13 protein-coding genes, 1 tRNA gene and 1 pseudogene are annotated in these 12,675 nt (G+C 54.2%); 12 read left to right on the top strand and 3 right to left on the bottom strand.

Annotated elements, in window-relative coordinates; translation table 11 throughout:
* Positions 1 to 29: 29 nt before the first annotated feature.
* The 11 genes from LKD23_RS00135 (at position 30) to LKD23_RS12920 (ending at position 9,741) form a co-directional block, all read left to right on the top strand.
* Complete coding sequence (locus LKD23_RS00135) at positions 30 to 1,658, top strand: RND family efflux transporter (RefSeq protein WP_227619783.1); 1,629 nt, start codon at positions 30 to 32, stop codon at positions 1,656 to 1,658.
* Positions 1,659 to 1,669: 11 nt separating this feature from the next.
* Positions 1,670 to 2,416: an ABC transporter ATP-binding protein gene (locus LKD23_RS00130; protein ID WP_227619782.1), complete on the top strand. Its 747-nt coding sequence runs from the start codon at positions 1,670 to 1,672 to the stop codon at positions 2,414 to 2,416.
* Entirely contained in the window at positions 2,413 to 3,615 is a 1,203-nt protein-coding gene (locus LKD23_RS00125) for an ABC transporter permease (protein ID WP_227619781.1), read from the top strand. Before LKD23_RS00130 ends, LKD23_RS00125 begins: the two co-directional genes overlap by 4 nt.
* 264 nt (positions 3,616 to 3,879) lie before the next feature.
* Positions 3,880 to 5,976, top strand: a complete 2,097-nt coding sequence (locus tag LKD23_RS00120; protein ID WP_227619780.1) for an S-layer homology domain-containing protein — start codon at positions 3,880 to 3,882, stop codon at positions 5,974 to 5,976.
* Positions 5,976 to 6,740 (top strand): ComF family protein, encoded by a 765-nt coding sequence (locus LKD23_RS00115; RefSeq protein WP_227619779.1) that lies wholly within the window; start codon positions 5,976 to 5,978, stop codon positions 6,738 to 6,740. The genes LKD23_RS00120 and LKD23_RS00115 overlap by 1 nt, the downstream gene beginning before the upstream one ends.
* Before the next feature lie 105 nt (positions 6,741 to 6,845).
* Positions 6,846 to 6,923, top strand: a tRNA-Pro gene (locus tag LKD23_RS00110).
* Between the two features lie 152 nt (positions 6,924 to 7,075).
* Complete coding sequence (locus tag LKD23_RS00105) at positions 7,076 to 7,327, top strand: DUF6061 family protein (protein ID WP_178625852.1); 252 nt, start codon at positions 7,076 to 7,078, stop codon at positions 7,325 to 7,327.
* Positions 7,328 to 7,560: 233 nt separating this feature from the next.
* A complete protein-coding gene (locus LKD23_RS00100; RefSeq protein ID WP_227619778.1) occupies positions 7,561 to 8,112 on the top strand; it encodes a nucleotidyltransferase domain-containing protein in 552 nt (183 codons plus the stop codon).
* Between the two features lie 57 nt (positions 8,113 to 8,169).
* Positions 8,170 to 8,838 carry a hypothetical protein gene (locus LKD23_RS00095; RefSeq protein WP_227619777.1) on the top strand — a complete coding sequence of 223 codons (669 nt, stop codon included), beginning with the start codon at positions 8,170 to 8,172 and terminating at the stop codon, positions 8,836 to 8,838.
* Entirely contained in the window at positions 8,780 to 9,457 is a 678-nt protein-coding gene (locus LKD23_RS00090) for a hypothetical protein (protein WP_227619776.1), read from the top strand. Before LKD23_RS00095 ends, LKD23_RS00090 begins: the two co-directional genes overlap by 59 nt.
* Positions 9,454 to 9,741: an S-4TM family putative pore-forming effector gene (locus tag LKD23_RS12920; protein WP_227619775.1), complete on the top strand. Its 288-nt coding sequence runs from the start codon at positions 9,454 to 9,456 to the stop codon at positions 9,739 to 9,741. The genes LKD23_RS00090 and LKD23_RS12920 overlap by 4 nt, the downstream gene beginning before the upstream one ends.
* Here the strand turns inward: LKD23_RS12920 and LKD23_RS00080 are convergent.
* The 3 genes and pseudogenes from LKD23_RS00080 to LKD23_RS00070 all read right to left on the bottom strand — a co-directional run.
* Positions 9,735 to 10,962: pseudogene (locus tag LKD23_RS00080) on the bottom strand (MutS N-terminal domain-containing protein); the annotation flags it as partial. The gene LKD23_RS12920 and the pseudogene LKD23_RS00080 overlap by 7 nt on opposite strands.
* Before the next feature lie 101 nt (positions 10,963 to 11,063).
* A complete protein-coding gene (locus LKD23_RS00075) occupies positions 11,064 to 11,597 on the bottom strand; it encodes a hypothetical protein (RefSeq protein WP_227619773.1) in 534 nt (177 codons plus the stop codon).
* Between the two features lie 140 nt (positions 11,598 to 11,737).
* A complete protein-coding gene (locus tag LKD23_RS00070; RefSeq protein WP_227619772.1) occupies positions 11,738 to 12,073 on the bottom strand; it encodes a TnpV protein in 336 nt (111 codons plus the stop codon).
* Between the two features lie 229 nt (positions 12,074 to 12,302).
* Between LKD23_RS00070 and LKD23_RS00065 the strand changes: the two genes are divergently transcribed.
* Complete coding sequence (locus LKD23_RS00065; RefSeq protein ID WP_227619771.1) at positions 12,303 to 12,566, top strand: hypothetical protein; 264 nt, start codon at positions 12,303 to 12,305, stop codon at positions 12,564 to 12,566.
* Positions 12,567 to 12,675: the final 109 nt, after the last annotated feature.

Here is a 12,675-nt window from a genome sequence, read left to right as displayed (position 1 = left end):
GCCCGTTTGCCTACCATAGGAGGAAAAGCATGATCTGGAAAAAGAAAAAGGATGCAGCAAACCAGTCCGCTGGGGAGGCGTCGGAGGCAAAGACCTCGTCCGGCGCAGCCGCATTCGCCAAGAAAAACTGGAAATGGCTTGCCCCGCTGGCTGTCGTGCTGGTAGTGGCCGTCGTGCTGGTCGTGGGCGGCGGCAGCAGGGGCGCTGCGAGCCGTGATGTGACCTACACCGAGACGACCCCCACCCGTCAGGATGTCTCCAACTCCCTGAGCGGCACCGGCACCCTGAACCCGGCCAATACCTATACCGTCAAGTCGCTGGTGGACGGCAAGATCCTCACCAGCAATATTGAGGAGGGCGACAAGGTGGGGGAGGGCGATGTGCTCTACACCATCGACAGCTCGGACGCTTCCACCAATCTGGAAAAGGCCAGCATCGCCCTGCAGCAGGCCCAGCGCAGCTACGACAAGACCGTAGACCGCCAGTTCGTCCACGCTGAGGTGGACGGTACCGTCAGCAGCCTCAAGGTCGCCAAGGGCGACGAGGTGAGCAGCGGTCAGGAGGTGGCGGTCATCCGCGACAGCTCCAAGATGATGCTGAGCCTGCAGTTCCCCGCAGCCGACGCCGCCAACTTCTCGGTGGGCCAGAGCGCCGACGTGGTGCTGGATGGCACCTTCGAGAGCCTGAAGGGCACCATCACCGCCGTCACCGGTACCGATGAGCTGAGCACCGGAAACCTGCTGGTGCGCACCGTCACCATCCGCGTCAACAATGCAGGCGGTCTGACCACCGCACAGGCAGCGACTGCCAACGTCAACGGTGTCAGCTCCATCGCCTCCGCGACCTTTGCCTATCAGGCAGAGCGCACCCTGACCGCTCCCGCTGCCGGTACGGTCTCCTCCATCAATGTGCAGGAGGGCGACGACGTCACCAAGGGCGACATCCTCATCGAGCTGTCGGGCGACGACCTGACCGAATCCATCCAGTCTGCTTCTGAGACCCTGCGCAGCGCCGAGATCTCGATGCAGAACCAACAGGATACCATGTCCAACTACATCATCACCTCGCCCATCAGCGGCACCATCATCGAGAAGGACGCACAGCAGGGCGAGGCCCTCACCTCCGGCAGCACCCTCTGCGTCATCTATGACCTGAACTATCTGGAAATGGTCATCAACGTGGACGAGCTGCAGATCAGCTCCCTCTCCGTGGGCCAGAAGGTCCAGCTGACCGCCGACGCCGTCACCGACAAGACCTATGTGGGCACCGTGACCCGCGTGTCCATGAAGGGCAGCTCCAGCGGCGGCACCACCACCTATCCCATCACCATCCGCATCGATGAGACCGACGGCCTGCGCCCCGGCATGAACGCCAATGCAGAGATCGTCGTGGCAGAGGCCAGCAACGCCCTCGTTGTGCCCAACGCCGCTGTCATCCGCGGCGGCTATGTGCTGGTGACGAAAAAATCGCCCAGCGCCGCCAACGCTGTGGAGGACATGGACGCTCCGGAGGGCTATGTCTACGTCAAGGTCGAGACCGGCGTCAGCGACGACAGCTACACCCAGATCAAGAGCGGTCTGCAGGAGGACGACACGGTGGCCTACGATACCAGCTCTGTGTCGGATGACTATTACAGCGACAGCGACAGTATCTGGTAAGGAGGTGGCCCATGAGCGCTCTTATCGAATTTGATCAGGTGTGTAAGTATTATCAGATGGGCGACACGCTGGTGAAGGCTGCCGACCACATCTCGATGAAGATCGAGAAGGGGGAGTTCGTGGCCATCGTGGGCCAGTCCGGCTCGGGCAAGTCTACCTGCATGAACATCATCGGCTGTCTGGATGTGCCCACCCACGGCGTCTACCGGCTCAATGGCCGGGACGTGGGCAAGATGAACCGGGACGAGCTGGCGGATGTCCGCAACGAGATGCTGGGCTTCATCTTCCAGCAGTACAACCTTCTGCCCCGGCTGAACCTTCTGGAAAACGTGGAGGTGCCGCTGGTCTACGCCAACATCTCCCGCGCCGAGCGCCACAAGCTGGCCAAGGATGTGCTGGAAAAGGTGGGACTGGGCGACAAGCTCAAGAACCTGCCCAACCAGCTCTCCGGCGGCCAGCAGCAGCGCGTTTCCATCGCCCGTGCTCTGGTGCGCAACCCGGCGGTCATCCTTGCCGACGAGCCGACCGGTGCTCTGGACTCCCACACCGGCCGCGAGGTCATCGGGATGCTTCAGCAGCTCCATAAAGAGGGCCATACTGTGGTGCTCATCACCCACGACAATTCCATCGCCGTGCAGGCGGAGCGAATCATCCGTCTGGAGGACGGACAGGTGGTGTATGACGGTGACGCCCACGCGCCCGAGGCCATCGTGCAGCCCACCATGTCCGCCGAACCGGCACAGGAGGCAACCAAATGATCCTTGAGACTTTCCGCCAGGCGCTGCAAAACGTCTGGAGCAATAAGCTGCGCACCTTCCTGACCATGCTGGGCATCATCATCGGCGTTATGGCGGTCATCGTCATCGTCGGTCTGGGCAACGGCATGACCAGAAGTATGCGGGACAGCTTTTCCGCAATGGGCACCAGCACCCTCTCCATCCAGATATGGGGCTATGGTTCCCGCACTGCGACGGTGGATGATCTGTACAACATCGTCAAAAAGAACCCCGAACTGCTTTCCTCCATCTCACCGGAGCTGGATTTCAGCGACAACACCCCCAAGGTGGGCACGACGCGCTACCGTTACGGTACGGTGTACGGCGTGGATGAGAACTACATCGAGTCGAAGGGCTACACCCTCGCCAAGGGCCGGAACATCCAGTATATGGACATCGCAGACAACAAGCAGATCTGCGTCATCGGCGATTACATCAACCGTACGGCCTACGGCGGCAATGCGGTGGGCCAGACCATCAAGCTCGGCGCGTACAAGTTCCGCATCGTGGGCGTGCTGAAGGCCAAGATCTCCAATCCCGACCAGCAGGAGGGCAGCGACGACGATGCCGTCTATCTGCCCTACACCACGGCCATGCGCCTTTCCAACGAAAGCTCGCCGGACTCCTACTCCGCCATCATGGTGGACGAGAGTCGGGCCAACGAGGCCAAGGCTGCGGTGGAGCAGGGGCTGTATGACATCTTCAAGAGCGACAGTGCCTACTATGTCTACAGCGCCAGCGAGTGGCTGGAAGAGATGAACAAGATGATCAACATGGTCATCGTCATCCTCACCGGCATCGCCAGCATCTCGCTGCTGGTGGGCGGCATCGGCATCATGAACATCATGCTGGTGTCTGTCACCGAGCGCACCCGCGAGATCGGCATCCGCAAGGCGATGGGCGCGAAGGAAAGGACCATTCTGGCCCAGTTCGTCACCGAGGCAGCCACCACTTCGGCCCTCGGCGGCACGCTGGGCATCATCCTCGGCTATATCGTGTCGGCCATCGCCAATCAGGTGCTTCCCATGTTCACCGACGGCATGGACGTCACGGTCAGCCCGTCCTTCAACTCCATCGCGGCGGCCTTCGGCATCTCGGTGTTCATCGGTGTGCTGTTCGGCTATCTGCCCGCAAAGCGTGCAGCGCGGCTCAACCCCATCGACGCGCTGCGGTATGATTGATCTCCCCGGAATGCGAAAGGCTCTCCCTTTGGGAGAACTGTCACCGAAGGTGACTGAGAGGGCAAGGATGCTTGCCTTGGTCAGGCGGCTTGCCCTCTCCGTCTCGCATTCGCTCGCCACCTCTCCCAAAGGGAGAGGCTTCGCGCTGATTTCTATAGCAGTTTGCGCTTTTAATGCACAAGCAACATCCGCAAACTGCATATCGCAAATATGCTATTTTGATAGGCACTATTTCTAAAAATTGCGATACAAGGAGTAACCACCATGAAAAAACGTCTTCTCGCATTTCTGCTGGCGCTCAGCATCGCGGTGTCGATGCTGGCTGCGCCGGCGTCGGCTGCGGGCAATAACACCGCCGTCCAGTTTGCCATCACGCTGGGTGCTATGGATGCGGACCAGTCCGGCGCTCTGAACGCAGCCGTGACCCGCGGCGCATTCGCCAAGATGCTCACATCCTACTCCACCTTCCGGGAGAGCGTCTCCTCTCAGGGGGCCGTGGGCACCCTTTACACCGACCTGCCCGGCACCTCGGCATGGGCACCCTATGTCCGCATCGCAGTGCAGCAGGGCTGGATGAACGGCTACACCGACGGCAGCTTCCGCCCGGACAACGCCGTCACGCTGGAAGAAGCCTGCACTGCCGTCCTCAAGCTGATGGGCTATAAGATGACCGACCTGAGCGGCGCGTTCCCTAACGCCCAGCTCAACAAGGCCAGCGAGATCGGCCTGCGCAGCGGTCTTGACCGTCGTCAGGGCGAGGCGATGAACTACGAGGACTGCGCCATCCTGCTCTACAACGCCCTCACCGCCAACAACGCCAGCGGCTCGGCCTACGGCACGACGCTGGGCTTTACGGTGAGCGACGGTCAGGTGGACGGCTCCACCGTCCTGCTCAGCAGCCTGCAGGGTCCCTTTGTCGCCTCGGAGAGCACGGTGCTGCCCTTCGTGCCCGCCAGCGTCTACCGCAACGATAAGGTGTCCGACTCTGCCGAGCTGAACAAGTACGACGTCTATTACTACAGCGAGAGCCTCAAGACCCTGTGGGTCTACACCCGCCGCGCCGCAGGCCGCATCACCGAGGTGTCGCCCTCGGCCAGTGCGCCCACGTCCATCACGGTGGCAGGCACCTCCTATACGCTGGGCAGCACGGCCATCGCTTCGCAGGTGTCTTCCCTCAACGGCGGCGGCGTGGGCCAGATCGTGACGCTGCTGCTGGGTATGAACAATGTGGCCGCAGGCATCGTCACCGGCGAGGAGGCCGATGAGGTCTTTTACGGCGTGGTGCAGTCGGCTTCCCGCAACCTCATCGACGAGGACAACAGCGCCGATGTGCTCCAGACCGTCAAGGTCATGTGCACGGATGGCATCGCCCGCACCGTGAATGTGGACAAAAGTCTGAACTTTCCCACCGGCTGGCTGGTGGAGGTGAAGGTCAACGCCGACGGCGAGAGCGTGGAGAAGATCTCGGAGTGCTCCGTCAATGGCGTCGTGAACGAGAACGCCACCGCACTGGGCGATATGGCCCTTGCAGACGACGTGCAGATACTGGATACGAGTACAGGGGGTGTGGCTGGGACGGTTCGTCCCAGCCGCCTATCGGGGGTAAAGTTAGATGCTTCCGATGTCCGCTACTATACCACCAATCCGCAGGGCCAGATCGATAAGCTCATCCTGAACGACGTTACCGGTGACCTGTGGTATTACGGTGTGTTGGATGACGTGAAAAATGTTGCTACCAACTACAGCACCCTCCTCAGCGCCATCAAGGCTGAGCCGGGCGACGGCACCATCGACACCGATGCGGTCGTCGGTCAGGTGAAGAGCATCATGGTGCCCACCACCACCGAGATCCTCTGGGGCGTCATCTCCGGCGACATCCTCAGCACGGCGTGGGAGCGCCTCACCAGCAATACCGGTGCCCTGCTGAGCCTCGGCTTCCAGCAGATCGCCCAGATCACGGGCACGCCCTTCAGTCAGATCTTCAACTTCATCGGCAGCGGCGCGACCTACATCGGCTACGTCGGCGGCCAGCAGGTCAGCCTGAGCACCCCCATCAAGTATCCGGTTCTGGCAGGCGGCATTGCGGTCTGTCAGGAGACCACCGGCTCAGTCCGCAACATGGTGCAGCTGATGCCCATGAAGATCGACAAGGTGGGCGCAGCCAGCGTCCTCTCCTCCAATGGGGAGCGGTTCGAGATGGCCGACGACGCGCAGGTCTATCTGTGGTACAAGGGCCAGTATTACTACACCAAGCTCACCTCGGTGAACTCCGATGACTACTACCTCACCGGCTGGTACGACAACTTCGGCTGCGCCGCCGGCAAGAAGGTGCGCATCATCGTCGCGGTCAAGAAGGATTGATGCCGGGCTATTACAGCCGCCCCGCGCGGCTGGGCCGTCAGGTGCGCCAACTGCTTCTCCCGCGGCGGTGTCCCTACTGCCGCGAGGTATTGGGGACGCTGCTGCGCTGTGAGGCGTGTATGACCCGTCTGGAGGAGCTGCGCCGTAGCCCGACTATGCGGCTGGCCCGGGCCAGCCACTATCTGGGCAGGCTGGAAGGGGCCGCCGCGCCCTACCGGTATGAGGGCGTCGTCCGGGACGCTATCCTCCGCGCCAAATACGAGGGGGAGAGCTGGACGGCGGTGGAGCTGGGCCTGGAGATGACAGCCCGGCTGTTCGGCGCAAAGGTCGAGATGCACTTTGCCGAGCCGGTGCCCGGCCCTGTGGCGGGCGCTGCGGTCGGGTATGACTGCATCATCCCGGTGCCTGCCAGCAGCCGTCGGCGCGGCTACAACGTGCCGGAACGGATGGCCCGGCCGCTGTCTCATGCACTGGGGCTTCCGCTGCTGCCGAAGGCGCTCTGCCGCGCCCGGGCCGGACGCCATCAGGCCGGGCTTTCGCTGGAGGAACGTCTGGTGAATGTGGCAGGCGCGTTTCGTGCGCAGGAGCCGGAGCTTGTGGAAGGGAAGCGGGTGCTGCTGGTGGATGACGTCATCACTACCGGTGCGACAGCCGCAGCCTGTGCGCAGGCCCTCTTGGATGCAGGCGCACACAGCGTCTTTGCGGTGGCACTGGCTGCGTCAGGCGGAGAAATGGACGCAACATCGAATGCTTCCGAAGCATGAGCGAAAAATCCAGAAAAAATTGAAGAAAATTGCAAAAAGTGCTTGACAAAACGGCCTGCAACGGGTATACTAATGGAGCTGTGAGCGATGAGCCACAACAAATATCCGGGTGTAGCGCAGTTTTGGTAGCGCGCTTGAATGGGGTTCAAGAGGCCGTGAGTTCGATTCTCGCCACTCGGACCAAACAAAAATAATCCGAACTTGTTTCCGATAGGAGATGGGTTCGGATTATTTGTTTTCTTCGGAAAATTTAACGCAGGTGTCCGTGGAAGATGAAATCCGAAATCATAGATTGACCGACATAAGCTACGACATGATTTCAGGAGGAAACGAACATGAAGTACGATGCAAGAGCTTGCCATTTCAACATGGACACCGGGTGCGTGGAGCTGCTGCTCCGGGATGGGAGAATGATCTCCATCGACTGCACCGGGGTCGAGAATGCACTGGATGTGACTATGGCACAGAGGTCGGAGTTGGATTATCTCATCTACAATGACCCACTGGGCTATGCAGATTTGATCTTGAACGGTGATTTAGAAGAGTATTTAGGAACAGTGATATCTGTTCATGGATTTGGAGATTGAAAAAGGGTGCCACTTTGCTGGCTTGCAAAGTGGCACCCTTTTTCTGTCAAGTAAGGATTGCGAGAAAAAATTAACAATCAACTTAAAGATAAACGCACAGCCTAAAAATATTAACGAATTGTAAAGAATATTTTGGAATTTGACAAAGCACCTGAATGGTGATATATTGTTAAATGAAAGTAGCACTCTGACACGACGAGTGCTAGAACTGTAAGGCTATAAGGAGGCCTTTTATGCCAAATGTACTTGAACGCCAGCAGGATATTCTATCAATAATTTCAGAATTAGACATCTCGCCTACGATGTACTCTAATGCAGTTGAAAAGTATAAGGCAATCACGGCTTATCTTGAAAGCTATGGAATAGAGGCAGAAATGTATCCGCAGGGTTCTTTCGCATTTGGAACTGTAGTTAGACCGACTAGCAAGAGCACGGATGCGAATTATGATTTGGACTTTATCTGTCAGATCAAAGGCGACAGGAGTAGTCACACGCCTAGTGAATTAAGAAAAATTCTTCTTGACGCACTAAAAGCCAGTGGAATATATGAAGGAAAACTAGAAATTTGGGATGAGTGCTTCACAATCGAGTATGCTGATGTGGGAAAGATCGGCTTTACAATTGATATTGTTCCTGCAACAGATGAGAGTGAGGAGAAAAAACAGTCGCTTTTGGCTAAAAGCTCTTACCCGAATTTGATAAATACAGCTGTTGCAATTCCAAAACATAATGGAAACCATAATTACACATGGATTACTAATAACCCTAGAGGTTTTCGACAGTGATTTGATGAAATTAACAAACCGTTTTTGGAGGCGGGACGAAATAATTACAGGAATGAATTGTTCAAAAGACATTCGAGATTCTACGCTTCTGTTGAGGAAATCCCACATGCACTAGACAGATCGGCACTTCAACGGGTTATTCAACTTCTGAAATATCATCGAAATGTATACTACGATAAACTGCCGGGTGGCGATGATATTAAACCGATTTCTGCAATCATAAATGTTTTGGTTACAGAAATTTCTAAAGCATACAATCCAGAATGTTCTGTTTTTGAATTATTAGAGTATGTCCTTAAAGAACTTGAGATTTACGCACAGCATCTGGCGAAGAATCAAAAAGAATTCGTAGCATTATACGGAGCCAGAAATGTAATCTCACATAATAATGGGGTTTGGTATATTGCAAATCCAGCAAATCCTGAGGATAACTTAGCGAATAGGTGGAATGAAAACCCTCGAATTCCTAAAACCTTTTTTATGTGGATAAAAGTTGTAACAAGTGATTTGATTGATTCGTTGCAGCAGGATGATAAACATTTTAGAACTACTCTTGATAATGGGTTTGGCTCAAAAGCTGTTACTGCGGCATTAGGGGAAAAATATATGACGACAGAAGCTCCCAGACTGATTATTAAAGAATCGGCTCCTAGCCATACTGTAAAATATGATTTTTTCTCAAGCAGTTGCGCTGCAACAAGTCCAAAGCCTTTTGCAGTGTTATAAAGAATTAAAAGTTGTGACAGTTGAAGCTTCGCAAATTAAACTTTCTGGAAATATTGAGATAAACAGAGAGTGGAATGACGTTCGACTTAATAAGGACTATTCAATAACAATTATTATTCCGATTGAGTCAAATCAAGTACCATATGTTATTGATGCAGGTAATCAGATTGATTCTTCGTATCCACATCGTTATAAAGATGGAGGCTTGTGTCTTGAAATTGATACTGTAATAAAACTGAAATTCTTGAATGGCATGACATTGTCTGAATGGATGCTTAATTATGTAGAAACTTACTTTTTTTCATATGAGTATTTCAAACGCTATGGAGTGTTTCCATTTGGAGAAAGAGTCCATGGAATAATCGGCCTGCTCGATTACTATGGAGAAAAGCTAAATGAGACAGATTTGACTAAAACATATTATCTTATGCGTTATATAGCCACGAAGCCATATAGAGGTCATTTTAAGTGCCTCTGCGGTTCTCAGAAACATCTTAGGGATTGCCATGGAAAGTACGTGATAGCCTACTATAATAACTTTGACGCATATGAATTTTTAAAGCAGGATTTATCTTTGATTGAATACACACTCTATAAAGTGCGGAAAGGCAAAGAATGAGTAGCAAAGAAATTCAAGTTAGACAAAATCAAGAACTTCAATTAAAAATACAGTATGCGGCCCGTGAATGTTATAACACAGCTGAAAAATTGAATTACTGGGTATGGGGACTGTGTATACTTTCGTTTGTGATCGGCTTTCTTCCCAATGAGTCAGGCTCAGTCCTTTTGAGTGTTGGCTCTATATTGTATGATGTCTTGGCATTTTTATTGAATATTGCTCTTGTTAAAAAGAATTCTAATGCTGCTATGTTGAGAAAGCATTTTGATGATTTGGGTCAATAGTTCTGCAAACTCCGCATCCAACTCCTTGACCTTCGGCAATTTTTGTAGTCCCGCCTCGTCAAAGGCCGCTTTCGCCGCCTTGTGCAGGGTGATTTCCTCCCGGTGGGTTTCCAAAAACTTTTTACTGTACCCTGACTTGCGGTAGGCATCATAGACCTCACGGGTCTTGGCATAGTTGATGATGTGGGTTTTCAGCACGGCAATTTCCGTCAGCCTTGCTTCTGCTGCCTTGATGGAATCGCCCATGGCATGATAGTGTTCCGTTGCCGCCGCTGCACGTTCTCGCAGTTCCTCGGCACTGCTGATCTTCTGTTCCTGTAAAAACAGCAGGGTCTTGGACATCTCTTTCAGGTTGAACTTGTTCGCCCACTTTTTGTAGCCGACACTCTTGCCCTCTGTCATTTTCCCTTGAATATCTACTAGAAGCTGGAACGATTGCTCCTGCGGTGGTTTCTTCTGGTACGGCTTGTGCTTTGCCTTTCCCTCCAGCACTGCCTTGATCTCGTCCTCGCCATAGCCGGTGCCCAGAGTGCGGAAACGGATAAAACGCTTCTGCCCCTTGCCCTTCACCGCCGTGTGCTTGCCACGCTTCACCTCGTAGCCCTGCTGTATCAGCTTTTGAAGAAAAACTTCAAAGTCCTTCGGCTGCTCTGCAAGGATGGTGTCGATGATTCCGCACAGGCGGTCACGGTTGCTTTCTCTCGGCGGGTAAACGATGCGCTTCTGCCGTTCCCGATAAGGCTTGTACTCGATGGTGGAGAGCTGATGTTCCAAGCAGATTAGATCGCTCAACCGCTGTACTGCAAAGGTGGAAAGCCAGAAATTTTTGAACTTCCGGGTCCCATCCAAGGCAGTGGAATTATCCACCCGGAAGGCTCGCCCCTCCATGTGGATGGTAGCACCCAGCGGCAGATAGTCCTTCCGGCGCAGATACTTCGTCTGGTGATGAGTGCCGTCCTCGTTCAGCCCAGCAAGGTAAATATTTTCGCCACACTGCCACAGTTGCTTGGCACGGTGCGCCCACTGGTCGCTAGGGAAGCCGGTGACCGGGACGGTGCCCAATTCCGTTTCCTTTTCCAGCAGCTTTCCACCTACAAGTTCGCAGATCTTCCGGGCATCCTCGCCGTAAAACTCAAACTGACCGCCCTGTTCAAAACCTACCAGCGCATCCGGGTGCTGCTCCTTCAGGGCGTTGTACTCGGAGGCGGCATCCAACGGCAACAGTGCCGGGCGTTCCTCTGCTTTGCTGTGGTAGTGCTCCAGTTCTTCGTCCGTAACGCTGACGAGTTCGGAGAAATCCAGAGCCTCCAGCTCGGTTTCGGTCAGTTCTTCCAGACTTTCGTACGCCGCTCGTCGATCAGCACCTCGCCCAGATACCGCTCCACACGGTATCCCACCAAATCCACATTAACTTGAATGGGAATCTCCTCATCGGTGGCGTTGGTGTAGGCAACGCCGATCTTGGACAGGTCAGAAAAGTCTGGCTCGGAATCGTATTCTTCCTGACAAAACTCCAGAATCAGATTTTGGGCGCGGGTCAGGGCACCATCTGGCTTTACGCTGACAGGCGCAGGGGGCGTGTAATGCTCCTTTTCCTTGTCGGTCAGGTAGCGGTCGGACTGGATCATCAGGTCGATATACTGTTCCACCTGTGCCCATTTCAGGGTGATTTTCTGGTGCTCAGGGTAATGGTCAAATTCCAGCCCCTTCCAGTCGTGGTTGACAAAGCCGCTGCTGCCGTCCAGAAAATTGTGGGAGTGCCCACCGATGCCGTACTCCTTTGCCAACGCTTTGGCACGGAGGCTGCGGTCAGGCTGGGTCTGGTACAGTGCCATAATGCGCTGTTTACCGCCCATAAATCCTGAACCGTGCCACCGCAGTTCTTTTTCAATTTCAGCCTGCGACAAAACAAAAGCGGAGGGCGTTTTTTCGCTCTCCGCTTGGTCGATTTTTTCAATTTGCTGGGCTTCCGTAGGGATGGCAACATCCAGAAAACTTAGCTGTAAATCAGCTCCGTCAGTACCAGTTCCTCGGCCTGCGCTTTCAGGCTGTTCATGTGCTGCACCCACGCCATCTGATTCTGCTCTTTGTCCGGGGCCGGGTTCTTCGCCAGCAGTTCGGTCATCATCTGCTCCTTCATCGCTACTGCGGTCTGCTCCAGTTCGGACAGAGTTGGGTACAGGCTCCCCGACAGGAGCATCGTGTTGTACAGCACCGGGCGATGGTCTTTCAAGTACGTCCGGCGCAGCCTGCCGTACTTGCCCAGCGGCTTCCGGGGCTGGTTCAGGGTCAGGTTCGGGAACTGGTAGTCCCCGACGGTCGAGTAGGTCACGTTCCTGCTGTTCGTATTCCATGCAGACGGTCATTCGGTTCTCAAGGTTCGATGAAGGCTTGTAGAAAGCATATCATAATGAAGCAGAAATTTTTAGGAAGCATTCCTTCCGGTTTTCAGTGGATTTTAGGAGAATCCCAAGGAAAAACCGGAAGTAATAGTTCCGGTTTTGCGCAATATTGAATGAATCAACGACGATTTTCCAAAAACGAATTTTTCTCCAAGAAATTTGCTTATTCAGCGTCTGTTAAGATACGCAGTCGGCACAGTTTATGTGCTGAATATCGGGTTTTGGCGAAGCCCAACAATCGTTTTTGAAGTCGGATTTGAAAAATCTGATTCAAAACTTGTGAGTTGGCACCAACTCGCCCTGCTTGCTGCGGTTGCAAACTCGAAAATTTTTTTGCAGAAAAATAACCGCCCGCTTCAAGTTGAACTTGAAAACGGACGGTCTCGATTGCAAAATGATTTTCAAATTTGGGAAGCACGTTGAAAGGTTTCATAGCACCCGCAAGCAATGCAGACGTATATACATCTGCTTATTTTGCTTTGCAAAATACTTGTTGGGGAGCACCCAAACCCTTGAACTGCATCCCGTGGAT

Origin of the sequence: Faecalibacterium butyricigenerans (assembly GCF_020687345.1) — a bacterium.
GTDB lineage: Bacteria > Bacillota > Clostridia > Oscillospirales > Ruminococcaceae > Faecalibacterium > Faecalibacterium butyricigenerans.
Note: the sequence above shows the minus strand (reverse complement) of the source record. Positions and strands in the feature narration are given on the sequence as shown.